21 protein-coding genes and 2 pseudogenes are annotated in these 23,715 nt (G+C 73.7%); 17 read left to right on the forward strand and 6 right to left on the reverse strand.

Annotated features, from left to right (window positions below; translation table 11 throughout):
- Positions 1-63: 63 nt before the first annotated feature.
- The 10 genes from ABT034_RS22445 (at position 64) to mug (ending at position 9,273) form a co-directional block, all read left to right on the forward strand.
- Entirely contained in the window at positions 64-1,284 is a 1,221-nt protein-coding gene (locus tag ABT034_RS22445) for an adenosylmethionine--8-amino-7-oxononanoate transaminase (RefSeq protein WP_351218043.1), read from the forward strand.
- A 38-nt stretch (positions 1,285-1,322) separates the two neighbouring features.
- Complete coding sequence (gene bioD, locus ABT034_RS22450) at positions 1,323-2,084, forward strand: dethiobiotin synthase (protein WP_351217858.1); 762 nt, start codon at positions 1,323-1,325, stop codon at positions 2,082-2,084.
- Positions 2,085-2,101: 17 nt separating this feature from the next.
- On the forward strand, positions 2,102-2,446 hold the full coding sequence (locus ABT034_RS22455; RefSeq protein WP_351217860.1) for a VOC family protein: 345 nt from the start codon (positions 2,102-2,104) through the stop codon (positions 2,444-2,446).
- Positions 2,447-2,508: 62 nt separating this feature from the next.
- Positions 2,509-3,180 carry a class I SAM-dependent methyltransferase gene (locus ABT034_RS22460; protein ID WP_351217862.1) on the forward strand — a complete coding sequence of 224 codons (672 nt, stop codon included), beginning with the start codon at positions 2,509-2,511 and terminating at the stop codon, positions 3,178-3,180.
- 74 nt (positions 3,181-3,254) lie between these two features.
- Positions 3,255-3,752 carry a GNAT family N-acetyltransferase gene (locus ABT034_RS22465; protein ID WP_351217864.1) on the forward strand — a complete coding sequence of 166 codons (498 nt, stop codon included), beginning with the start codon at positions 3,255-3,257 and terminating at the stop codon, positions 3,750-3,752.
- 176 nt (positions 3,753-3,928) lie between these two features.
- Positions 3,929-5,272 (forward strand): hemolysin family protein, encoded by a 1,344-nt coding sequence (locus tag ABT034_RS22470; protein ID WP_351217866.1) that lies wholly within the window; start codon positions 3,929-3,931, stop codon positions 5,270-5,272.
- Complete coding sequence (locus ABT034_RS22475; RefSeq protein ID WP_351217867.1) at positions 5,269-6,288, forward strand: hemolysin family protein; 1,020 nt, start codon at positions 5,269-5,271, stop codon at positions 6,286-6,288. The genes ABT034_RS22470 and ABT034_RS22475 overlap by 4 nt, the downstream gene beginning before the upstream one ends.
- A 114-nt stretch (positions 6,289-6,402) precedes the next feature.
- Positions 6,403-7,185: an SGNH/GDSL hydrolase family protein gene (locus ABT034_RS22480; RefSeq protein ID WP_351217869.1), complete on the forward strand. Its 783-nt coding sequence runs from the start codon at positions 6,403-6,405 to the stop codon at positions 7,183-7,185.
- Between the two features lie 100 nt (positions 7,186-7,285).
- Positions 7,286-8,728 carry an adenylosuccinate lyase gene (gene purB / locus ABT034_RS22485; RefSeq protein WP_351217871.1) on the forward strand — a complete coding sequence of 481 codons (1,443 nt, stop codon included), beginning with the start codon at positions 7,286-7,288 and terminating at the stop codon, positions 8,726-8,728.
- Positions 8,729-8,781: 53 nt separating this feature from the next.
- Entirely contained in the window at positions 8,782-9,273 is a 492-nt protein-coding gene (gene mug, locus ABT034_RS22490; RefSeq protein WP_351217873.1) for a G/U mismatch-specific DNA glycosylase, read from the forward strand.
- Positions 9,274-9,307: 34 nt separating this feature from the next.
- Here mug and ABT034_RS22495 read toward each other — a convergent pair whose 3' ends face one another.
- A complete protein-coding gene (locus ABT034_RS22495) occupies positions 9,308-9,745 on the reverse strand; it encodes a hypothetical protein (RefSeq protein ID WP_351217875.1) in 438 nt (145 codons plus the stop codon).
- A 152-nt stretch (positions 9,746-9,897) separates the two neighbouring features.
- Between ABT034_RS22495 and ABT034_RS22500 the strand changes: the two genes are divergently transcribed.
- Positions 9,898-11,055, forward strand: a complete 1,158-nt coding sequence (locus tag ABT034_RS22500) for an ROK family transcriptional regulator (protein ID WP_351217877.1) — start codon at positions 9,898-9,900, stop codon at positions 11,053-11,055.
- A gap of 188 nt (positions 11,056-11,243) precedes the next feature.
- Here the strand turns inward: ABT034_RS22500 and ABT034_RS22505 are convergent, their stop codons facing one another.
- On the reverse strand, positions 11,244-11,984 hold the full coding sequence (locus ABT034_RS22505; RefSeq protein WP_351217879.1) for a GntR family transcriptional regulator: 741 nt from the start codon (positions 11,982-11,984) through the stop codon (positions 11,244-11,246).
- A gap of 245 nt (positions 11,985-12,229) precedes the next feature.
- Positions 12,230-13,123, reverse strand: coding sequence for an RNA polymerase sigma-70 factor (locus ABT034_RS22510; protein WP_351218045.1), 894 nt, complete (start codon positions 13,121-13,123; stop codon positions 12,230-12,232).
- Positions 13,124-13,270: 147 nt separating this feature from the next.
- Between ABT034_RS22510 and ABT034_RS22515 the strand changes: the two genes are divergently transcribed.
- Positions 13,271-14,101: an alpha/beta fold hydrolase gene (locus tag ABT034_RS22515; RefSeq protein ID WP_351217881.1), complete on the forward strand. Its 831-nt coding sequence runs from the start codon at positions 13,271-13,273 to the stop codon at positions 14,099-14,101.
- A gap of 39 nt (positions 14,102-14,140) precedes the next feature.
- Here ABT034_RS22515 and ABT034_RS22520 read toward each other — a convergent pair.
- A pseudogene (locus tag ABT034_RS22520) lies at positions 14,141-15,184 on the reverse strand (DMT family transporter); the annotation flags it as partial.
- A complete protein-coding gene (locus ABT034_RS22525; protein ID WP_351217883.1) occupies positions 15,117-15,443 on the reverse strand; it encodes an EthD family reductase in 327 nt (108 codons plus the stop codon). The gene ABT034_RS22525 and the pseudogene ABT034_RS22520, both read right to left, overlap by 68 nt.
- A gap of 197 nt (positions 15,444-15,640) precedes the next feature.
- Between ABT034_RS22525 and ABT034_RS22530 the strand changes: the two genes are divergently transcribed.
- Positions 15,641-15,937 carry a winged helix-turn-helix transcriptional regulator gene (locus ABT034_RS22530; RefSeq protein ID WP_351218047.1) on the forward strand — a complete coding sequence of 99 codons (297 nt, stop codon included), beginning with the start codon at positions 15,641-15,643 and terminating at the stop codon, positions 15,935-15,937.
- On the opposite strand, the pseudogene ABT034_RS22535 reads toward ABT034_RS22530, so the two are convergent.
- A pseudogene (locus tag ABT034_RS22535) lies at positions 15,937-16,221 on the reverse strand (transcriptional regulator); the annotation flags it as partial. The gene ABT034_RS22530 and the pseudogene ABT034_RS22535 overlap by 1 nt on opposite strands.
- A gap of 32 nt (positions 16,222-16,253) precedes the next feature.
- Between ABT034_RS22535 and pdxR the strand changes: the two are divergent.
- From pdxR to ABT034_RS22555, 4 genes are all read left to right on the forward strand, one after another.
- The gene (pdxR, locus tag ABT034_RS22540) at positions 16,254-17,663 is read left to right on the forward strand and encodes a MocR-like pyridoxine biosynthesis transcription factor PdxR (protein ID WP_351217885.1); all 1,410 of its coding nucleotides are present in this window, start codon (positions 16,254-16,256) and stop codon (positions 17,661-17,663) included.
- A gap of 149 nt (positions 17,664-17,812) precedes the next feature.
- Complete coding sequence (locus tag ABT034_RS22545) at positions 17,813-19,405, forward strand: alkaline phosphatase D family protein (RefSeq protein ID WP_351217887.1); 1,593 nt, start codon at positions 17,813-17,815, stop codon at positions 19,403-19,405.
- Between the two features lie 70 nt (positions 19,406-19,475).
- Positions 19,476-20,912: an SWIM zinc finger family protein gene (locus tag ABT034_RS22550; RefSeq protein WP_351217889.1), complete on the forward strand. Its 1,437-nt coding sequence runs from the start codon at positions 19,476-19,478 to the stop codon at positions 20,910-20,912.
- Positions 20,913-20,947: 35 nt separating this feature from the next.
- Entirely contained in the window at positions 20,948-23,683 is a 2,736-nt protein-coding gene (locus tag ABT034_RS22555) for a DUF7824 domain-containing protein (protein WP_351217891.1), read from the forward strand.
- The last annotated feature ends 32 nt before the right edge of the window (positions 23,684-23,715 follow it).

The following is a 23,715-nucleotide window of genomic DNA, read 5'->3' on the forward strand; positions in this document are numbered from 1 at the left end:
GCCGTGCGCAACGACGAACTCCTCACCCTGGACCGGGCGCACGTCTGGCATCCGTACGGCCCCATGCCGGGACGTACGGACCCGCTGGTCGTCGAGTCCGCCTCCGGTGTACGGCTCCGGCTCGCCGAACCCGCCGAGGGCCAGGCCGAGTTGGTCGACGGCATGTCGTCCTGGTGGTCGGCGGTCCACGGCTACAACCACCCCGTGCTCAACGAGGCGGTACGCGGCCAGCTGGAGCGGATGAGCCACGTCATGTTCGGCGGGCTCACCCACGAGCCGGCCGTGCGGCTCGCCGCCCGGCTCGTCGAGATCACCCCCGGGCCGCTGCAACACGTCTTCCTCAGCGACTCGGGCTCCGTGTCCGTCGAGGTCGCGGTCAAGATGTGCCTCCAGTACTGGCGCTCCCTCGGCCGCCCCGAGAAGCAGCGGCTGCTCACCTGGCGCGGCGGCTACCACGGGGACACCTGGCAGCCGATGTCCGTGTGCGACCCCGAGGGGGGGATGCACGAGCTGTGGACGGGGGTGCTCCAGCGGCAGGTGTTCGTGGACGCCCCTCCGGCCGCGTACGAGGAGTCGTACGCCGAGCTGCTGCGCGCCGAGATCGGGAAGCACGCGCACGAACTGGCCGCTGTGGTCGTGGAGCCGGTGGTGCAGGGCGCGGGCGGCATGCGCTTCCACGACCCGGCGTATCTGCGGGTGCTCCGCGAGGCCTGCGACGCACACGACGTGCTGCTCGTCCTCGACGAGATCGCCACCGGGTTCGGGCGGACGGGCACGCTGTTCGCCGCGGACCAGGCGGGCGTCTCCCCCGATGTGATGTGTCTGGGCAAGGCGCTGACCGGCGGCTATCTGTCGATGGCGGCGACGCTCTGCACGAGCCGGGTGGCCGACGGGATCTCACGGGGCGAGGTACCGGTGCTCGCGCACGGGCCGACGTTCATGGGGAACCCGCTGGCGTCGGCGGTGGCCCTGGCCTCGATCGACCTGCTCCTCTCCCAGGACTGGGAGGTCGAGGTCAAGCGGATCGAGGCCGGACTGCGGGAGGGGCTCGCGCCCGCGGCCGACCTCCCCGGGGTGCGCGAGGTACGGGTGCTCGGTGCGATCGGCGTCGTCCAGCTCGACCACCCGGTCGACATGGCGGCGGCGACGCGCGCGGCGGTCCGGGAGGGCGTGTGGCTGCGCCCGTTCCGGGACCTGATCTACACGATGCCGCCGTACGTGACGGGCGACGAGGACCTGGCCCGGATCTGCGCCGCCGTGCGCGCGGCGGCGGCAGCGGGCTGAACGGCGAGAACAGGAACAACGGGACAACGGGAGCAGCAGTGGGAATCGTCGTCGTCAGCGGTACGGGTACGGAGATCGGCAAGACGGTCGTGACCGCGGCGGTGGCCGCCGTGGCCACGGCCGCCGGCCGGTCGGTCGCCGTCCTGAAGCCCGCGCAGACGGGTGTCGGGCCGGAGGAGCGCGGCGACGCGGACGAGGTCGTCCGGCTCTCGGGCGCCGCGGGCTCCGCCGAGCTGGGCCGCTTCCCGGAGCCGCTCGCTCCGGGCACGGCGGCCCGGCGGGCCGGACTCGCCCCCGTGGGGCCCCGTCAGGTCGCCGACGCCGCCCGGAAGCTGGCGGCCGAGCACGACCTGGTCCTCGTGGAGGGCGCGGGCGGGCTGCTCGTGCGCTTCGACGAGGAGGGCGGCACGCTCGCGGACGCGGCCGCGCTGCTCGGCGCGCCGGTCCTGGTGGTGGCCCCGGCCGGTCTGGGGACGCTCAACTCGACGGCCCTGACGGCGGAGGCACTGCGGGCGCGCGGGATCGAGCAGCTGGGTGTCGTGGTCGGCAGCTGGCCGGCCGCGCCGGACCTGGCGGCGCGGTGCAACCTGGCGGACCTGCCGGAGGCGGCGGGCGCGCCGCTCGTCGGAGCCGTACCGGAGGGGTCGGGGTCGCTCGACCCGGCGGAGTTCCGGGCGGCGGCGGGCGGCTGGCTCGGCCCCGCCCTGGGGGGCACCTGGGACGCGGAGGAGTTCGGGGAGCGGTTCGCCGCCGCCTTCGGGGACGTCTCCTCGTCCGATGAGCAGCCCTCGGGGCGGTGACTCCGTAGGCTGGAGGCATGCGTGCTTCCGTGCAGGAGATCGTGTTCGACTGTGCCGACCCGGCTGCCCTCGTCCGCTTCTGGACGGAACTCCTCGGTGGTGATCCGGTGGACCGGGGTGTCGACTGGTCGTACGTGGACCCGCCGGGGTTCGTCCGGCTCGCCTTCCAGAGGGTGCCGGAGGGCAAGACGGTGAAGAACCGGGTCCATCTCGACCTTCAGGTGGAGGATGTCGAGCGGGCCGCCGATGAGGCGCTGCCGCTGGGCGCGGCCCGGGTAGGCGGCCTGGTGAAGGACGAGTACGGCGCCTTCCAGGTGATGCGGGACCCGGAGGGCAACGAGTTCTGCTTCGTTTCGGGCTGAGGTGGTCCGGATGACGCAGCCGAGGTGGTTCGGATGAGCGTGACGCCGCTGAGGTGGTTCGCATGACGCCGCCGCGACCGGCACGGCCGGAATCCCCGTCGCCCCGCGTCCATCATCCGCTGTTCGCCCGCTTCTACGCCCGCTTCAGCGTGTCCGCCGACTCCAGGGGCGGTGTCGGCGACCTGCGTGCGGAGCTGCTCGCTGGGCTCTCCGGCCGGGTCCTGGAGATCGGGGCCGGGAACGGGCTGAACTTCGCGCACTATCCGGCCAAGGTCTCCGAGGTGGTGGCCCTCGAACCGGAGGCCAGGCTGCGCAGGCTCGCCCAGGAAAGCGCGCGGCGGGCCGCCGTACCGGTGACCGTGCTGCCGGACACGGCCGAGGCGCTGCCGCTGGAGGACGCCTCCTTCGACGCGGCGGTGGCCTCGCTCGTCCTGTGCACGGTACGGAGCGTGCCGCAGGTCCTCGCGGAGCTGCACCGGGTCCTGCGACCCGGCGGTGAGCTCCGCTTCTTCGAGCACGGCCTGGCGGAGACGGCCGGCCTCGCGCGCGTGCAGCGGGGCCTCGACCGGACGGTCTGGCCGATGCTCTTCGGTGGCTGCCACACCTCCCGCGCCCCGCTCGCGGCCGTCGAGGCGGCCGGGTTCGTCCTCGGGCCATACCGCTCCTTCGACCTCCCGGGCAAGGGGCCGAGGCTGCCGACCTCCCCGTGCGTGCTGGGAACGGCACGCCGGTAGCCCCGTCCCGCCGGGGCGTTCCGCCACCCGGAACCGTGTGGCACCGGCCCGGCCGCCCGTGATGGGATCGGGCCATGATCGATCTCCGGATACGTGCCGCCACCCCTGCCGACGCCGAGGCCGTCCTGGCCTTCTGGAGCGAGTCCGCCGAGGGGACGTCCGTCTCGGACGACGTGCACGGCGTGACCCGGCTCGTCGAGCGGGACCCCGAGGCGCTCATCCTCGCCGTGGCCGACGGGGTGATCGTGGGGTCCGTGATCGCGGGCTGGGACGGCTGGCGCGCCTCCCTGTACCGGCTCGCGGTGCTCCCCTCGTACCGTCGGCGCGGTATCTCCACCGCGCTCCTGCGGGCGGCCGAGGAACGTTTCCTCTCCCTCGGCGGGCGGCGGATGGACGCCATGGTCCTGGAGGTGAACGAGACCGGGCGGAGTCTGTGGGCGGCCGCCGGGTACGAGCGCCAGGACCACTGGCGCCGGTGGGTGAAGCCGCTCACGGAGGGAGAACGCACGCGTGGGGAACGCTCGGCGGAGGAACGGCACGGGACCGGGGGCGGTGCGCGGCACCAGGGCTGATCATCCGCACCCTTTGCCCGTCCTTTACCATGGTTGCTCATCCCCACGACCGAAAGGTGTGAGCGTCCGCCCATGGGCGAGCCTCCCAGTAGCACTGGTTCCGACAGCACCCGCTTCGACGACCGACATCGAGCGATCCTCCCCGCCCTGGCCGATCATGGGACGGAGGTGAACCGATGACCGAAGTGCTTCTGCTCCTCCTGGCGCTCCTCCTCTCCGTCACCTGCGGTGCCTTCGTCGCGGCCGAGTTCTCCCTGACCACGGTCGAGCGCGGCGAACTCGAAGCCGCCGCGGCCCGCGGCGAGCGCGGGGCGCCCGGGGCGCTCAAGGCCGTCAGGTCGCTGACCTTCCAGCTCTCCGGCGCCCAGCTGGGCATCACCGTCACCAACCTGGTGGTCGGCATGCTCGCCGAGCCCTCGGTCGCCAAGCTGATCAAGGGCCCGGCCGAGGCCGCCGGCCTCTCCCCCACGGTCGCCTCCTCCGTGGCCCTCGTCATCGGCACCGCCCTGTCGACCGTCGTCCTGATGGTGGTCGGCGAGCTGGTCCCCAAGAACTGGGCGATCTCCTCGCCGCTCGCCGTCGCCAAGGTGGTGGCCACCCCCCAGCGCGTCTTCACCGCCGCGTTCAAGCCGCTGATCGGTCACCTCAACAACACCGCGAACCGGATCCTGCGCCGCCTGGGCATGGAGCCCACCGAGGAGCTGGCGTCCGCGCGCTCCCCGCAGGAACTGGTGGCGCTCGCCCGCCACTCCGCGAAGCAGGGCGCCCTCGAGGCGGACACGGCCGAGCTGTTCGTCCGCACCCTCAACCTGGGTGAGCTGACCGCCGAGAACGTGATGACGCCCCGCGTCCAGGTCACCGCCCTCGACGTGCAGGCCACCGCCGAGGACGTCGCCAACGCCACCCGCGCGACCGGTCTGTCCCGCTTCCCCGTCTACCGGGGCAGCCTCGACTCGGTCGTCGGCATCGCCCACATCAAGGACGTGCTCGCCATACCGGCCGAGGAGCGCCCGCGCCGCCGCATCGGCGAGATGCTCCGCGAACCGCTGCTCGTCCCCGAGACGCTCACGGTGGACCGGCTGCTCGACCGGCTGTCCGGGAAGCAGACGATGGCGGTCGTCATCGACGAGTACGGCGGTACGGCCGGGGTCGCCACCCTGGAGGACATCGTCGAGGAGGTCGTCGGCGAGGTCCGCGACGAGCACGACCCGCACGAGACGGCCGATCTGGCGCGCGCCGGTGAGGACGCGGACGGGCGCGAGCTGTGGTCCGCCGACGGCGCGGCCCGTACGGACCAGGTGGGGGCCATCGGCCTCCGGGTGCCGGACGGCCCGTACGAGACGCTCGCGGGCGTCGTCGCGACCGAGCTGGGCCGTATCCCGGCCGTCGGCGACAGCGTGGAGCTGGGCGGTTGGCGGCTCGACGTCGTCGACGCCTCCGGCCGCCGCGCCGCGCGCGTGCTGCTGCACGCGCCCGTGGCGGACGGCACCGAGGACGAGACCGGGGAGGCCGGCCGATGATCGCCATCCAGCTGTTGATCGGTCTGCTGACCCTGGTCGTCAACGCCTTCTTCGTCGGCGCCGAGTTCGCCCTGATCTCGGTCCGCCGCAGCCAGATCGAACCCCTCGCGGAGTCCGGGGACCGGCGGGCGCGCAGCGTCATCTGGGGCCTGGAGCACGTCTCCGCGCTGCTCGCCGCGGCGCAGCTCGGCATCACGCTCTGCACCCTGGTGCTCGGAATCGTCGCCGAGCCCGCCATCGCCCACCTGCTCGAACCGGTCTTCGACGCGGTCGGTGTGCCGCACGGTCTGGTGCACCCGATCTCGTTCGTGATCGCGCTGAGCGTGGCCACGTACCTGCACATGCTCCTCGGCGAGATGGTGCCGAAGAACATCGCGCTCGCCGAGCCGACGCGCACCGCGCTGCTCCTCGGCCCGCCGCTCGTGGCCCTCGCGCGGGCGCTGCGGCCGGTGATCTTCGCGATCAACGCCTTCGCCAACGCGCTGCTCAAGCTGTTGCGGGTGGAGGTCAAGGACGAGGTCGCGGCGACGTTCTCGGACGACGAGCTGGCCCGGATGGTCACCGACGCGGGCGACGCCGGGCTCCTGGACGACCGGGCGGCCGAGCGGCTGCACGACGCCCTTGAGCTGGGCCGGCGTCCCGTACGGGATGTCGTGATGCCGGCGGAGAAGGTGGTGTACGCGCAGCTCGGCACCACTCCCGAGGAGCTGGAGGCGCTGTCGGCGCTGACCGGGTTCTCGCGTTTCCCCGTCGTCGACGCGGAGCGCCGGATCCTCGGCTACCTGCACGTCAAGGACGCCCTGGACGTCATCCCGCGTGACCTGCCCTTCCCGGTGGCCGCGCTGCGGCCGATCGCCCGGGTCCGGGCGGCCACGCCGCTGGACGACGTCCTGACCGCGATGCGCCGCAGCCGGACGCACCTGGCGGCGGTGCTCGACGAGGACGACAAGCCGGCCGGCCTGGTGGCGATGGAGGACGTGCTGCGGGAGCTGGTGGGGCGCCCGGCGGCGTCGTGACGGATCTGACAACGCGTACGGCACGGAGGGCCCCGGGATGTCCCGGGGCCCTCCCGCGTCGCGCACCTGCGGCGTGCACCCGCGTCGCATACCGTTCGGTATGATCGCTTCGCCATGGAGATCAATGCCACGTACAACAGTTTCGTCGCCCTGGGCGACAGTTTCACCGAAGGCATGTCGGACCTGAGGCCCGACGGGACCTACCGGGGCTGGGCCGACGTCCTCGCGGACCGCCTCGCCGCCCGCGCCCCCGGCTTCCGATACGCCAATCTCGCCGTACGCGGCAAGCTCATCGGCCAGATCGTCGAGGAGCAGGTCGAGACGGCCGCCGCCATGAAGGCGGACGTCGTGACGCTCGTCGGCGGGCTCAACGACACCCTGCGGCCCAAGGTCGACATGGGCAGGGTGCGCGGGCTGCTCACCGAGGCGGTCGAGCGGCTCGCGCCCTCCTGCGGCCGGCTGGTCCTGATGCGCAGCCCCGGCCGGAACGGCCCGGTCCTGCAGCGCTTCCGCCCCCGCATGGAGGAGCTCTTCACGCACATCGACGAGCTGGCCGCCCGGCACGGCGCCCTCGTCGTCGACCTGTACAGCGCCCCCTCGCTCGCCGACCCCCGGCTGTGGGACGTGGACCGGCTCCACCTCACCGCCGACGGGCACCGGCGGGTCGCCGAGGCCGTCTGGCAGGCGCTCGGGCTCGCGCCCGAGGAGGACTGGCGGACACCGCTGGGCCCGACCGCCCCGCCCCGCTGGGCGAGCCGCCGGGCCGCCGACGCCCGCTTCGCCAGGGAGCACCTCGGCCCGTGGATCGGCCGGCGCCTCACCGGCCGCTCGTCGGGCGACGGCCGCGCGCCGAAGCGCCCGGAGCTGCTGCCGTACGAGCCGCCGGCGGGACCGTAGCCGTCGGGGGGGGGCGCCCGCGCGTGAGCTGCGTCTCGTAGCAAGCTCCACACCGGACCGTGGCGCTGGCCTGCAGAAACCACCAGTAGAATTCATCCACGTGACAGCTGTGACTGCGAAGCCCCGCATCCCCAACGTTCTGGCCGGCCGCTACGCCTCCGCGGAGCTCGCCGTCCTCTGGTCCCCCGAGCAGAAGGTGAAGCTGGAGCGTCAGCTGTGGCTCGCCGTGCTGCGTGCGCAGAAGGACCTCGGGATCGAGGTTCCCGAGGCGGCGCTCGCCGACTACGAGCGCGTGCTCGACCAGGTCGACCTCGGTTCCATCGCCGAGCGCGAGAAGGTCACCCGGCACGACGTGAAGGCCCGCATCGAGGAGTTCAACGCCCTCGCCGGCCACGAGCACGTCCACAAGGGCATGACCTCGCGCGACCTCACCGAGAACGTCGAGCAGCTGCAGATCCGGCTCTCCCTGGAGCTGATGCGGGACCGTACGGTCGCCGTCCTCGGCCGCCTCGGCAAGCTCTCCGCCGAGTACGCCGAGCTGGTCATGGCGGGCCGCTCGCACAACGTGGCCGCCCAGGCCACCACCCTCGGCAAGCGTTTCGCCACGGCCGCCGACGAGCTGCTCGTCGCGTACGGCCGCCTGGAGGAGCTGATCGCGCGCTACCCGCTGCGCGGCATCAAGGGCCCGGTCGGCACCGCGCAGGACATGCTGGACCTGCTCGGCGGCGACGCCGGCAAGCTCGCCGACCTGGAGCAGCGGATCGCCGGTCACCTCGGCTTCGCGCACGCGTTCACCTCGGTCGGCCAGGTCTACCCGCGCTCGCTCGACTACGACGTGGTCACCTCGCTCGTGCAGCTGGCGGCGGCCCCGTCGTCGATCGCCAAGACGATCCGCCTGATGGCGGGCCACGAGCTGGTCACCGAGGGCTTCAAGCCCGGCCAGGTCGGCTCCTCCGCGATGCCGCACAAGATGAACACCCGCTCCTGCGAGCGCGTCAACGGCCTCATGGTCATCCTGCGCGGCTACGCGTCGATGACCGGTGAGCTGGCGGGCGACCAGTGGAACGAGGGCGACGTGTCCTGCTCCGTGGTCCGCCGGGTCGCGCTGCCCGACGCCTTCTTCGCGCTCGACGGTCTCCTGGAGACCTTCCTCACCGTGCTCGACGAGTTCGGCGCCTTCCCGGCCGTCGTCGCCCGCGAGCTCGACCGCTACCTGCCCTTCCTGGCGACCACCAAGGTCCTCATGGGCGCCGTGCGCGCCGGGGTGGGCCGCGAGGTCGCCCACGAGGCGATCAAGGAGAACGCCGTCGCCTCCGCCCTCGCCATGCGCGAGCAGGGTGCCGAGCGCAACGAGCTGCTCGACAAGCTGGCCGCCGACGAGCGCATCCCGCTGGACCGGGCGCAGCTCGACGAACTGATGGCGGACAAGCTGTCCTTCACGGGCGCCGCCGCCGACCAGGTCGCCTCCGTGGTCTCCCGTATCGAGGAGATCCTCAAGCAGCACCCGGAGGCCGCCGCCTACGCGCCCGGGGCGATCCTCTGACCCGGTTCACCCCGGAGCAGCTGGAGGCCGCTCGCGACCGTGTCGTTCCCGACGTGGTGGCGGGCGGCCTCTCCGTGCTGTTCTGCGGGATCAACCCGGGTCTCGTGTCGGCGGCGACGGGCCACCACTTCGCCCGGCCGGGCAACCGGTTCTGGCCGGTGCTCCATCTGTCCGGGTTCACGCCGAGGCAGCTGCGGCCGGAGGAGCAGGGGGAGCTCCTCTCGTACGGCCTCGGCATCACGAACGTGGTGGCGCGGGCGAGCGCGCGGGCCGACGAGCTGAGCCGCGAGGAGTACCGGGAGGGCGGGCGGCTGCTCGTCGAGAAGGTGGAGCGGCTGGCGCCGCGCTGGCTCGCGGTCGTCGGCGTCACCGCGTACCGCACGGCTTTCGGTGAGCCGAAGGCCGCGATCGGGCCGCAGGAGCGCGTGATCGGCTCCACCCGGGTCTGGGCGCTGCCCAACCCGAGCGGGCTGAACGCGCACTGGACGGCGGCGACGATGGCGGAGGAGTACGCCCGTCTCCGCGAGGCGGCCGAGATCCCGTAGCGGGCTGTCCGGCGGGCTGTCCCCAGCCGGCTCTTCAGGGCGGATCGACCTCGGTGACCACGGCGAGGAGCTGGAACGGCAGCTCCTTGTCCCACTGGGAGACGCCGACGCCTATCCACCGCCCGCCGTCCCGCCACAGCGTCAGGCGCGGGGTGTGGGAGCTGAGGGTGGACCACGGCTCCGGCAACTCCTCGCCTTCCATGCCCCGCTCGAGGACGGACCACAGACTCAGCTCGTCCGGCGGGCCCCAGCGGGCGGTGAGCAGGGCGGTGAGTCCGTCCCGCTCCGCCTCGTACTGCTCCTCGGCGAGCACGCGGCGGGTGCCGTCGTCCTCCCAGAAGTCCTCGCTCGTCGCGAGCTCCCCGACGTGGAAGCCCGGACCGCTGTCGACGGGGCCGGAACGCTCCGGCCGGGCCGGGAAGGCGCGGGAGCGGAGTAAGTCGATCGTCGCCAGGTGCCGTGCCGTGGTCATGGGACCAGTAAAGCCGCAGCCACTGACAGTTGGCGTTCCGTCAGAAGGCCCGGCGCGAGCGGTGGGGGTCCGGCGCGGGGGCGGCGCTCGCCGCGACCTGGCCCATTGAGTACCATCCGCCGGAAGAGGTGCACGAGCTGGGAGGACACACTGTGGGGCGGCTGACCGGCGGGGATCCGTCTCTGCTGCGGCGGATCAACTCCGCGGTGGTACTCCATGCGCTGCGAGGCGCCGACGCGCCCACGCTCACCGATCTGACCCGGATCACGGGCCTCTCGCGGCCCACGGTCGAGGGCGTCGTCGAAGGGCTCATGGAGGGCGGTCTCGTCGTCGAGGCGGCCCCCGAGGAGGGCGAGGCACGTCGGCAGGGGCGTCCGGCGCGGAGGTTCCGCTTCCGCGCGGAGGCCGGTCATCTGCTCGGCATCGAGATCGGCCCGCACCGCGTGGCCGCGCTGCTCTCCGGTCTTGACGGGCGGATCATCGGCGCCGGATCGCGCGAGGTGTCGGAGACGGCGCCCGAGGACGAGCGGCTCGACCGGGTGCGTACGGTCGTCGCCGACGTGCTGCGCAGGGCCGGGGTCGCCCGCTCCAACCTGCGGGCCGTCGGCGTCGGCACCCCCGGCATCGTGGAGGCCGACGGGACCGTCCGGCTCGGCACGGCCCTGCCCGGCTGGACGGGTCTCGCGCTCGGCGAGCGGCTGCGGCGCTCCTTCCGGTGCCCGGTGATCGTGGAGAACGACGCGAACGCGGCGGCGGTCGCCGAGCACTGGAAGGGCGCCGCAACCGACTCCGACGACATCGTCTTCGTCCTGGCCGGGCTGAGCCCGGGGGCCGGTTCGCTGATCGGCGGCCGGCTGCACCGGGGCTTCGGCGGCGCGGCCGGGGAGATCGGCGCGCTGCACCTCCTGGGCCGCGGCGTCACCCCCGAGCATCTGCTCTCGACCACGGACGAGCCGCTGCACCCGCTGGACGAGCAGGCGGTCGCGAAGGTCTTCGCGCTGGCGCGCGAGGGCGACGCGCGCGCGCAGGCGGCGGTGGAGCGGTTCATCCAGCGGCTCGTGCACGACGTGGCGGCGCTGGTGCTCGCGATCGACCCCGAGCTGGTGGTCGTCGGCGGCTGGGCGGCCGGCCTCGACGGTGTGCTCCAGCCGCTCCGGGAGGAGCTGGCACGGTTCTGCCTGCGGCCGCCGCGGGTCGTGCTCTCCCTGCTCGGCGAGGCCGCGGTCGGCACGGGCGCGCTGCGGCTCGCCCTCGACCACGTCGAGGAACAGCTGTTCGCGGTCGAGGGCACGGCGACGGGCCGCCGCTAGACGGTGGCTGCGGCACGGTGACGGCCGCCGCACTGGAGTCGGCCCGCCGCTGGATCGGGTCGCGGCACCGGTCGGCCGCCGCTGGCCCGTGCTGCGGCACGGCGACGGCCCGCCGCTGGACCCGCCGGGGGGCGGTTCTGCGGCGGGCCGGTGGCCGTCGGAGCGCGGGGCGCTTCCGGTGTGCGGCCTTACGAGGCCATGACCAGGTCGCCGGAGTCGCCGAAGGTCAGGCGGCAGGTGTCGGCCCGGTAGGTGGCCACGGAGACGGCGGCGGTACGCCCTCCGGAGAGGTAACGGGTCGTCACGACGAGCACGGGCGCGCCCGGCAGCCGGTCGAGCTCCTTGGCGTCGTCGGCGCGGGCGGAGCCGAGCTCCACGGAGCGGTCCTGGCCGTCGAGGGCGAGGTGCTGGAGTTCCCGCAGCACCACGCGCGCGTGGGCCGGGCCGGCGGGGGCGTCGATGGCGCCGAGGCCCGGGACGGAACCCGCGGGCACGTACAGCAGCTCGGCGGCGACGGGCTGCCCCTGGCTGACGCGGAGGCGGCGGACGACGTGCACCCGGTCCTCGGCGCCGGTCTCCAGGACGCGCGCGACGGCGGCGGGTGCCACGTCGGAGGCGGAGTCCAGGGACTGCCAGGCCTCGTCGCCGACACCCGGCCAGGCGTGCTGGGTGGTGGAGACGTCGACGCCGACGCGCGGCGGCGCGACCGTGGTGCCGACGCCGCGGCGGCGCTGCAGCCGGCCTTCCAGCTCCAGCTGCTCCAGGGCCTGGCGGAGCGTGGCACGGGCGACGCCGAAGCGTGCCGCGAGATCCCGCTCGTTGGGAAGGATCTCCCCGACCGCGAAGTCCGAGTCGAGCGCTTCACCGATCACTGTCTTGAGGTGCTGGTACTTCGGCTCCGGTACCGATGCCAGCTGCGTGGTCCCCACCCTGATCCTCCGCAATTCGCCGTGTCCCGCGGCGTTTCCGCGCCCTTGTTTATTAAAGGTTCCTGCACTAACTCTGCGACCATAAGGCGAGCCACCCCCTTGGTCAAGACCAATCCTCTGCCGATCGCCCCCGAATGTGACCCTCTGACCTAGATCGTTCACAGGACGTTCGTGCCCCCGTGAGCCCCGCGCAGCACAAGGCCCCGCCTCCGGGAACGGAGGCGGGGCCTTTCGTGCGGGCGGGCTCAGAGAGCGTCGGGAGCGGCGAGGCCCTGGAGCTTGTCGGGGTTGCGGATGATGTAGACGCACTGGACGCGCCCGTCGCGCACCTCGATCTGGACCAGGCTGTCGGGCCGCCCGTCGGCGAGGACGAGGACGGCGGGAGCGCCGTTGATCTCGACGAAGCGCAGCTCGTACAGCTCGGCCGCGCCGATGGACGTGGCGGCGAGGAAGCGGCCGACCTTGTCGGAGCCCTCGATGATCCGCCGCGGCGTCCTGGCCTTGCCGCCGCTGTCGCCGACGAGACGGACGTCCGGGGCGAGCAGGGCGAGGAGCCCACCGAGATCGCCGCCCGACGCCGCGGAGAGGAAACGTTCGGTGAGGTCGCGGCGCTCGGCCGGGTCGACGTCGTAGCGCGGCTTGCCCTCGTCGACGTGGCGCCGCGCGCGCCCGGCGAGCTGGCGTACCGCCGCCTCGGAGCGGTCGAGGGCGGTGGCGATCTCCCCGTACGGGAAGCCGAAGGCCTCCCGCAGCACGAAGACGGCCCGCTCCAGCGGGGAGAGGGACTCGAGGACGACCAGGACGGCGAGCGAGACGGAGTCGGCGAGCAGGGCGCGCTCCGCGGTGTCGGGGACGGCCGGGCCGAAGTCGGTGACGACGGGCTCGGGCAGCCACGGGCCGACGTAGGCCTCACGGCGCGCCTGGGCCTGCCGGAGCCGGTCGAGGGCGAGCCGCGTCGTGATGCGTACGAGGAAGGCGCGGGGCTCGCGGACGTCGTCCCGGTCCTCGGCGGTCCAGCGCAGCCAGGCCTCCTGGACGACGTCCTCGGCGTCGGCGGCGCGGCCGAGCATCCGGTAGGCGACGCCGAGGAGCATCGAGCGGTGCTCCTCGAAGAGTTCGGTCAGGGTGTCGGTCGGGATCTCGGTCGGAATGTCGGTGGGCACTCGCCCATCCCAGCCCACCTTTCCCCCTCTGTCCAGTTTCGGACAGGGTCTTGAACTCTGGGCTACTGATCGGTAATTCTCACTGACAGGACGTCTGACAAGCTTTCGGGACGGGGAGTCCGCATGCCCGCACGGATCACGTACACGGTCGAGACCCCGGCGGGTCCGCGCACGGCGTCCCTCACGTACGAACGCCGGGGCACGGGTGAACCTCTGCTGCTCCTGCACGGCATCGGGCACCACTGGCAGGCCTGGGAACCCGTCCTGGACATCCTCGCCGCCGAGCGGGACGTGATCGCCGTCGACCTGCCGGGCTTCGGCGCCTCCGACGATCTCCCCGAAGGCTGCCCGTACGACCTGGCCACCGTCGGCCGCGTGCTCGACGCCTTCTGCGCGGCCCTCGGCGTCGAACGCCCCCATGTGGCGGGGAACTCGCTCGGCGGACTCCTCGCCCTGGAGCTCGGCCGGGAGAAGCGGGTGCGCTCGGTCACCGCGCTGTCCCCCGCCGGTTTCTGGTCGGAGGGCGAGCGGCGCTACGCCTTCGTGACGCTCCGGGCGATGCGGGGCGCGGCCCGGTCGATGCCGGTGCCGTTGATCGAGCGCCTCTCCCGTACGCCCTCCGGGCGCGCCGCGCTCACCAGCAGCATCTACGCGCGCCCCGGCCGCCGTTCACCCGAGGCGGTCTACGCCGAGACGCTCGCGCTGCGCGAGGCCACCGGCTTCCGGCAGACCCTGGCGGCCGGCGGGGCCGTGCGCTTCCGCGACGACGTCCCCGAGGTCCCCGTCACCGTCGCCTGGGGCACCCGTGACCGGCTGCTCCTTCCCCGCCAGGGCGTGCGCGCCAAGCGGACCCTGCCCGGCGCGCGGCTCGTCCGGCTGCCCGGCTGCGGCCATGTGCCCATGAGCGACGACCCGGCTCTCGTCGCCCGCGTCGTCCTGGACGGCAGCCGGTGACGTCCGGCGGGTGAACAGGCCGGTGCCCACGGCGGCGCCGGCCCCCACGAGCAGGCTGCCGGCCGCCTGCGGGAGGCCGAAGGAGGCGCCCGCGACCAGCACGGCGCTCAGTGCGGCGGCGACCGGGATCGCGCCGGTGAAGAGGGTGGCGCGTTCCATGCCGACGCGCTGGACACCCATGTAGAAGAGGACGAAGCCGACGACCGTGGCCAGGACCGCCTGCCAGATCAGGGCGCCCGTCTCCACCCCCGTCGGCACGCGGACGAAGGCGGCCCCGTCCACCACGAGTCCCACCACCGCCGCCTCGGCCGCGCCGATCCCGCAGACGGCGGCCGTGAGCAGCTTCGGGCCGAGCAGCCGGAGCACCGGGACGGCGAGGATCGTGAACCCCACCTCGCCCGCGAGCGCCGCCACCGACCAGCCGATCCCGGCGAGGTCCGTCCGCCCCCAGCCCTGCACGGTGAAGGCTCCGGCGGCGACGAGCAGCGCCCCGTACAGTACGGCGGGGGCGGGCCTGCGGCCCTCGGTCAGCGGGATCAGGACGGCGACGACGACGGGGGCGCAGCCGACCAGGACACCGGGGACGGCCGGCTCAGCCGTCCGCTCGGCGGCGAGGATCGCCAGGTTGAAGCCGACCATGCCGACCCCCGCGAGGGCGGCGAGCCGCAGCCAGTGACGAGGGGTCAGGGTGCAGAGCGGGGCGAGCCCGCCGCGGCCGAGCAGTGGGAGGAGGAGCAGACAGGCGGCTCCGTAACGCAGCGCCTGACCGCCCGCGTACGGGTAGGCGCCGAGGAGGCTGTTGGCGGTGAAGGAGGCGCCGACGAGGGCGTAGGCGAGGGTCACCAGGAGGACCCCGCGCAGGACGTTCGCGTTCATGACTCCGACGCTAGAAACCCGCGGGGCCCCCGTTAAGGTCCACTTCCGACACGCCATCGGGGACCACTCGGGGAATCGCCGAGACCCTGATCGGCCTTGAGCCGCCGACCGAACCCGTCCCGGGGCGCACCGGCCTGCCTCAGCCGGTGCCGTCCAGTACCGGGTAGTGGATGATGACCGCACCGCCGGTGGCGTAGTTGGCGACATCGGCGGCCAGCCGCTCGCCGTGCGGCGACGTCCGCGCCGCGTCCATGGCTGCGGCGTCGGCGAATTCGGCTTCGAAGACCGCGAAATACGGCGCTTCTCCCTCGGTCGCCGCTCCCTCGATCGCCGCCACGTCGAAGCTGTAGCGCCACGCGAGCGGGCCGGGCCAATTCTTGACCAGCGGCAGGTGGTTGGTCACGTAGTAGTCGCGGAAGTGGTCAGGGTCGGCGGGCTTGGGATACAGGACAACAAGCTTATGCATGAGGATCTCCGTCCAGAGACGTCAGCCGGCCCCACTCGTAGCGGCCCCGCATCGGCTCTCCTGTCGAGTTCGTTTCGGAATCCGAAACACCGAGTGGATGCTAATGTTTCGAAAAACGAAACGCAAGGACGAGGAGAGGCATGCCGACACCGCGCCCAGGAACGCCGGTTCGCGGATCGACGACCGGCCGTCCCCTCATGGCCGCGATGGACCTGTTCGGCCGTCGGTGGGCGCTGCGGATTCTCTGGGAACTGCGTGAGGGTCCGCTCGGCGCCCGCGCGCTGCTGGCACGGTGCGAAGGGCTGTCGTCCAGCGTCCTCTACCAGCGCCTCCGTGAACTCACATCGAGCGGGATCGTCGCCCCCTCGGCCGATGGCTACGAGCTCACCCGGCTGGGGACAGCACTCAGGCACGCCCTCGGTCCGCTCGACGAATGGGCGACCACCTGGGCGCAGGAGCAAGAGCACGAGGACCAGGAGCCCACGGAGACGTGAAGGCCGCGCCCGACCAGGTCGAGCACCTCACGTTCCCGGTGGGTGATGCGCTCGAGCTCTGTCCGTCGTGGCGGCGCCGCTGGAGGGCGGTCGGCGAACTCCTTGATCAGTCTGCGGGTGACGCTCGGTGCGATGAGGGCGTCCCCGGCGGCCACGACACGGACTGCGGCAAGGATGTCGTCCAGGGCCATGTCCTTGACCAGGAATCCGGATGCGCCGGCACGCAGCGCTCCATAGACGTAGTCGTCCTCGTCGAAGGTCGTCAGCACGACAACGCGATCGGCCGGACGGTGGGGGAGAAGGGACGGCACACGGCATGAGCAACCACGGACAGGCGGCCTGGGAGCTGCTCCTTCCGGCCGTCGGGGCCCCGGCGCGGCGGCGCGGCCGGGCCCTTCAGGAGGCGCTGCGCGAGGCGGTGCGCTCGGGGCGCCTCGTGGCCGGCACCCGGCTGCCGTCGACACGCGAGCTCGCCGCCGACCTGGGCGTCTCCCGGGGCCTCGTCACCGAGGCGTACGAGCAGCTCACCGCCGAGGGGTATCTGCGCAGCGACCGGGGCGCGGGCACCTGGGTGGGCGAGGCGGCCAGGGCGGCCGTGCGCGGTGGCCACGACCTGGCCCCCGGGACGTCCCGCGTCCAGGTGGACTTCCGTCCCGGGACCCCTGACCTGTCGCTGTTCCCGAGGGCCGGGTGGGCGGCGGCCCAGCGCGCCGTCCTGGCGCGGCTCCCCCACCCCGCCCTCGGGTATCCGGACCCGCGCGGGCTGCCCGAACTGCGGGAGACGCTGGCCGGGATGCTGACCAGGCGCCGGGGCGTGGTGGCCGATCCGGAACGGCTCGTGGTCTGCTCGGGCGTGGCGCAGGCGTCGTCCCTGCTCGGATTCGTCCTGCGGGCGCGGGGGTTGGACGCGGTCGGCATCGAGGATCCCGGCAGCCCTGAGCACGGGCGGCTGTTCGCCTCGACCGGTCTGGACACGCTGTGGCTGCCCCTGGACGAGGAGGGGCTGCGGACGGAACCGCTCGCCGCCTCGGGTGTCAGGGCCGTGGTCGTGACGCCCTCGCACCAGTTCCCGTCCGGGATCAGCTGGTCGGCCGAGCGCCGTGCCGAGCTCCTCGGCTGGGCGCGGGCGGTCGACGGGTACGTCCTGGAGGACGACTACGACGGTGACTTCCGGTACGACCGGGCGCCCGTCGGCGCGCTTCAGGGGCTCGATCCGGAGCGGGTCGTCTACGCGGGCTCGGTCAGCAAGTCGCTCGCGCCCGGCCTGCGGCTCGGCTGGATGCTCGTCCCCGAGGCGCTGCTCGGCGAGGTCGTCGAACGCAAGCGGACGATGGACCTCGGCAACCCCGTACTCGACCAGGCGGTGCTCGCGGAGTTCGTGGCGCGGGGCGGGTACGACCGTCAGCTGCGCCGCTGCCAACGCGCCTACCGGGAGCGGCGGGACACCCTGCTCGCCGCGCTCTCGGAGTATCTGCCGGGCACCCGGGTGAGCGGCATCGCGGCCGGACTGCACGTCATCGCGCGCGTACCGGCTGTTTTCGGGCCGCCGGAACGGTTCCTGGCACGGGCGGCGGAGGCCGGGGTGGCGCTGCGGCCCCTGGAGGAGTACGGCACCGCCCGGCCCACCGACGGGGACGTACGGCTCGTCATCGGGTACGCGCATCTGGCGCCGTCGGCCGTGACGACCGGGATACGGATGGCGGCGGAGGCGGTCGGCCGGGGGTGAGGGGGGGGAGGCGATCGCGGCGTTCGCCGGGTCCGGGCGGGTGGGGCCCGATGATCTGTTCACGCGGGGTTCGTGTGGGCGCCGTCCCCGGCCGTTAGGCATGGGGCGACGCACCGCCCCCGCCCGGACACCGCCTCGGAGGCCCTTCCATGTCCCAGTCCGTACCCGGAACTTCCCCCTCCCCCGCCCGCCGCAGCGTGCTGCGCGGTTCGCTGGCCGCCTCGGCGGCGCTCACCCTCGGCGGCGCCGGTCTGGCCGCGCCGGCGTTCGCGCTTTCGGGACGCCCCCGCGCCGAGTGGGGGGTCCAGACCGGCGACATCACGACCTCCTCCGGTCTCGTGTGGGTGCGGTCGGACCGGCCGGCGCGGATGCTCGTGGAGACCTCGGCGAGCGAGTCGTTCCGGCGGGTACGCCGGCACCGGGGGCCCCTGATCGGCTCGGGCACGGACTTCACCGGCACCACCGCCCTGCGCGGTCTGCCGGCGGGCGAGCAGATCCACTACCGGGTGACCCTCGCCGACCCCGACGATCCGCGCCGGACCGGCGAGCCCCTGACCGGCACCTTCCGTACGGCCCCCGACCGGCGCCGGGACGGCGTCCGCTTCCTGTGGTCGGGCGACATCGCCGGGCAGGGCTGGGGCATCAACCCGGACATCGGCGGCTTCCGCGCGTACGAGGAGATGCGCCGCCTCGACCCGGACTTCTTCCTGTGCAGCGGCGACTCGATCTACGCCGACGGGCCGCTCCAGCCCAGCGTGACGCTCCCCGACGGGCGGATCTGGCGGAACGTCACCACGCCCGAGAAGTCGAAGGTCGCGGAGACGCTCGACGAGTACCGGGGCAACTTCCGCTACAACCTGCTCGACCGCAACGTCCGGGCGTTCAACGCGCAGGTGCCGTCGGTGATGCAGTGGGACGACCACGAGGTGCGCAACAACTGGTACCCGGGCCAGATCCTGGACGACGCGCGCTACACGGAGAAGGACGTGGACGTCCTCGCCGCGCGTGCCCTGCGCGCCTTCGGCGAGTACACACCGGTTTCCACCCTCCACGCGCGCGGGGACGGCCGCGAACGCCGGATGCACCGCGTCGTGCGGTACGGGCCGCTACTCGACGTGTTCGTCCTCGACATGCGCTCCCACCGGAACGCCAACTCCCCCGGCCGGCAGGCCGACGACACCACCGGCATCCTCGGCGCCGAGCAGCTGGCCTGGCTGAAGCGGGAGCTGGCCGCCTCCACCGCGGTGTGGAAGGTGCTCGCGGCCGACATGCCGCTCGGTCTGGTCGTACCGGACGGCGCGGCGAACTTCGAGGCGATCGCGCAGGGCGACCCGGGCGCGCCGCTGGGGCGCGAGCTCCAGATCGCGGAGCTGCTGCGGTTCGTGAAGCACCGGCGGATCACCGGCACGCTGTGGCTGACGGCGGACGTGCACTACACCTCGGCGCAGCACTACGCGCCGGAGCGGGCCGCGTTCCAGGACTTCGCGCCGTTCTGGGAGTTCGTGTCCGGGCCGCTCGCGGCGGGCGGGTTCCCGGCGAACGCCCTCGACGCGACCTTCGGCCCTGAGCGGGTGTTCGTCCGGGCGCCGGAGCGGGCCAACCTGTCGCCGATGGAGAGCCCGCAGTACTTCGGTGAGGTCGACATCGACGGCCACAGCGGGGACTTGACGGTGCGTCTGCGGGCCGAGGGCGGGTCCGTACTGTTCAGCAAGGTGCTGCGGCCGGGTCGCGTCGGCCAGTAACGCCTGGTCAGAGGCGGTGAGGCGGCTGCTGTCCGGGTGATTGTCAGTGCCGGGTCCTAACGTCGTATCCATGACGCGATCCGTACAGGCACTCGCCTACGTCCGCCCGTCCGCGCTGGAGTCCACGGGCTCCGGCCGGCTGCTCGGTCTGGAGACGGCGGGGGGTCTCACGCCCCGGGGGGCCGAGGCCCATCCCCGCTTCTTCGCCGGCTTCCTTGCCTCGCCGCAGGTCGCCGCCCGTGGGCTGCTCGCGGTCGCCGACGTGGCCGCGGCCCGCTACCACCAGCGGATACGGCCCGGGTCGCTGGATCCGGTGGTGACGGGGAACGGGGACCGGCTGCGGTTCGAGTCCTTCTCCGGCTGCGGCGGGGTGTACGCGCGTCTGGACGTCCTCGACGAGGGGCTCGGCGGTACGGAGACGGGGCACGGCACGACCAACGTGGACGTCAACAATCCGCTGCGGGAGGCGCTGTCGCGGATGACGGGGGACGATCCGCTGCATCTGCGGGTGGGCCCGGAGGAGATGGCGGTGACCACGCTCGCGGGGGCGGTCGTGGAGAAGAAGGTTCCGCTGCCGGACCGCTGGCTGCGGGGCTTCGCCGAGGCGCAGGTCGCCTCGGCCCGGTTCGACCTGCGGGCCGAGCTGAGCGGGGCGGAGGCCGTCCGTTTCCTCCGGTCCCTGCCGCGGAACCAGGCCCGTGGGCGCGGTCCGCTGTGGATCACGCAGTCCGGCCGGACCCTGCGGCCGACGACCCGGCCGGGCGCGGGCGCCGTGTGCCTGCCGGGGCCCGACCGGCTCGTCGCCCTGGAGCGGGTGCTGCGGCACGCGACGGGGCTCCGGGTGTACGGGCCTGTGCCGGACGGCACCCTGCCCACGGCGAGCGCCTGGGAGGTGACCCTTCCCGGCATGCGGCTGACGCTGACGCTGTCGCCCGACTCCGCGCGGGGTTTCTCCGGGGAGGGCGGAGTCCTGGAGGCCCTCGCGACGGAGGAGGCGGCGCAGGACGCCGAGCTGGTCGCGGTCCTGCTCGCCTGGGAGCCGCGGATCGACCTGGCCGACCTGGCGGCGCAGGCCGGGCTGACGGTCGACCGGGTGCGCGCGGCGCTGACCCGGCTCGGCACGGCCGGCCGGGTGGGGTACGACGTGGCGGACGCGGCCTACTTCCACCGGGAGCTGCCGTACGACGCGGACCGGGCCGAGCGGCACAACCCGCGTCTGGTGAGCGCGCGCCGGCTGGTCGCGGACGGCGCGGTAGTCCTGGAGGGCGATCTGGCGACGGTGGCCTCGGGCGAACGGCGCTATCGGGTACGGGAGTCGGACGGGGTGCTGAGCTGCACCTGCCAGTGGTGGGCCGACTACCGGGGGCGGCGGGGCCCGTGCAAGCACGCGCTGGCGGTGCGGATGGTCCGGCGGGGCGCGACGGCCGACGCCGTGCCGGGCGCGGGGGCGGGCGTCGCGACGGACGCCGGAACGGGCGCCTCGGCAGGCGTCGGGGCCGCGCGATGACGGCGAACAGTGGGGTGATCGGGAGGGAAAGCACCGTGGTGACCGGGGTGGGGGACGACGACATGGGGGACGACGTGAGGGACATGAACGGCGTGGCCGAGGGGCCGGTGCGCACGGACGGTACGGGACACGGCGACGCGGCGGTCGAGAAGCTGATGGAGGTGGTGCGCTCCGGTCGCGCCCACGAGGTGCCGGCGCTCCTGGAGCCGCTGGACGCCGCCGCCCGGAAGGCCGCGCTCGGACAGCTGAAGTCCCTGCGCTCCGAGGTGCGCGGCTGGGACTGGAAGCGGTGGAACGAGGCGAGGGCCGTCCGGCGCGCGCTGTACGTGGCGGGCGCCGGCTGCCAGACCGGCGCGGCCGCGGCGGCCACCTGGCTCGGCGGGCGCGACCTGCTGAGCCGGCAGGGCGAGGACGGCACTCTGGTCCTCTCGGTGCTCGCCGACCGGGACCCGGCGTGGACGGCGGACGTGGCGCAGCGGCTCGCGGCGCGGCCGGCCGTGGCGGGGAACAGCTACGGGCTGATCCGCGGACTCGTGGAGCGCTCCGGGTGCGCGGTGCCCGCGACCGACGGCTATGCCCTCGCGTGGGCGTGGGAGGTCAACGACCCGCGCCTTCTGGAGCGGCTCCGGGAGGACTCGCACACACGGGTGCTCGTGCCGCACGCGCTGGCCATGGCCGAGACGCCCGCCCCGCTGACCTGGTCGGTCGGTCCCGAGGCGCCGACCCGTTGGCCGACGGCGCTCGCGACGCTCGTCACGGAGGGCGTGCTCGACCGGGCCCGGGTCGTGGACCTGTGCGTCTCCCGGCTGCTGCGCGGCGGGCGGGCCCGGGACCTGCGGTTCCCGTTGGAGGTGTTGCGGCTGGTCGGGCCGAGCGCGGCCGAGCGCCGGGAGCGGGTCCCTGACTGGATCGGGATGACGGCGGACGCTCCGTCCCCGGTCGCGGGGTACGCGCAGGAGATCCTCGCGGGTCTCGCCACCGAGGGGGCGCTGTCGACGGGTGCGCTCGCCGAGATGACGGGCGGGGTGCTGTTCCGCACCGAGAAGAAGCTGGTGCGGGCCCAGTTGACGCTGGTCGGGAAGGTGCTCGCGCGGGAGCCTGGCGCGGCGGACGAGCTGCTGCCCGCCGTGGCCGAGGCCTTCGGGCACGAGGACACGTCGATCCAGGAGCGGGCCCTGAAGCTGGTGGGCTGTCACGCGGCCGCGGTGGACGCCTCCGTACGCCGTGAGCTGGCGGAGCAGGCGGGTCTGCTGAGCCCGGCACACCGGCCGGCCGCCTCCGCGCTCTTCGGGGCGGACCTGGAGGAGGAGTCCGGGGCGCCGTACGAGGAGATCCTGCCGCCGGTGCCCGAGCGGCAGCTGGTCGCGCCCCCGGCCACGGCGGTCGAGGCGCTGGTGGAGGAGCTGGTGGTGAAGGGGCTCACCGAGGAGCCCGTGGCGCTCGAGCGGGCGCTCGACGGACTGGTGCGGCTCGCACACCGGGACCGGGCGGCCGTGGTGGACGCAGTGCGAGAGGCGTTTCCCCGGACCGAGTGGCAGGAGGGCTACTACTTCACGCACCACACCCATGGGATGGAGGTGGTGCTCGCGGGACTGCTCGGTCTGCTGAACCCGACGCGGGTCGAACTCGGCCGGCGAAACGGGCGCGGCCCGACCTGCTGTCTCCAGCAGTCACTGTCCGGGATCCTCGACGCCCGCCTGTGGGAGGCCGCCGATCTGATCGGCACGGACGCGCTGCCGTTCCTCCTCGCCACGCCGACCTGGCACACCGGCGCCGTCGACCCGCTGGTCCTGGTGGAGCGGCTGCGGGCCTACCGGGACGCGGGCGCCGAGCCCGCTCCGGCCGACTTCGCCCAGGCGCTGCTCCGGGTCCCTCGGACCGACCCGTCGGCGGGGCGGGCGGCCGAGGAGGCGGCGGCGCTCGGTACCTCGGCCGGGCGGCGGCTCGCCGTCTGGCTGCGGGAGGAGGCGGCCGTGGGCGCGACCGTGCGGCTCCTCCCCCGGGGCGAGGGACGGTCCTCGCTGAAGTGGTGGCTGATCGACCGGATCGTGGTCGAGACCGGTGTGCGACCCGTGGTGCGCGAGGAGATGCCGCCCGCCTTCCAGTGGCTGGGCAGCGCCCTGGGGGCGACCCCGCGCCGCTGCTACCACTGGGACAACAGCCGGGCGCAGTGGCCCCTGGTGCTGCCGGCGGACCGTGAGGTGCTCGCTGCCTGTCTCCTGCCGACCCTCGCGGGCTGCGTCGACGGGGACTCGCGCGGGTTGACCGAACCCCTGACGGCGCTGGCCGAGGCCGAGGGCCCGGTCGGCCGGGCGGTCCATCTGGCCCTGGCGTTCGGTCTCGGCTGTATCGACGCGGACGACCGGCTGCGCGCGGTGGACGCGGTGCTCGTCCTGGCCTCGCGGGGCGAGTTGGACGCCCGGCAGCTCGGCGGGGAGCTGGTGTGGCTGGTCGCGGAGGGCTCGGTCAAGCCGAACCGGCTGGCGGACGCGGTCCGGACGGCGGCGGCCACCGGGGCGTACGGGACGGTGTGGGCGGTCCTCGCGGCGATGCTGCCGGGCCTGCTCGGCGCGGGGAAGCCGGTGCGGGGGCTCGGTGAGGTCCTCGCGGTCGCGGCGGACTGTGCGGAGCGGTGCGGGGGCCGCGGTGAGGTGGCCGGGCTCGACGCGGTGGCCTCGGGGCGGGGTTCCTCGCAGCTGGTGGCGCAGGCCAAGCGGCTGTTGAACGCACTCCGTCAAGGGGTCGATCAGAGCCTGACAGAAACGGCCTGAATCAGACTTTAAGCCGCCAGATGGGCGCTTAA

Origin of the sequence: Streptomyces sp. NPDC002773, from assembly GCF_040295605.1 — a bacterium.
GTDB lineage: Bacteria > Actinomycetota > Actinomycetes > Streptomycetales > Streptomycetaceae > Streptomyces.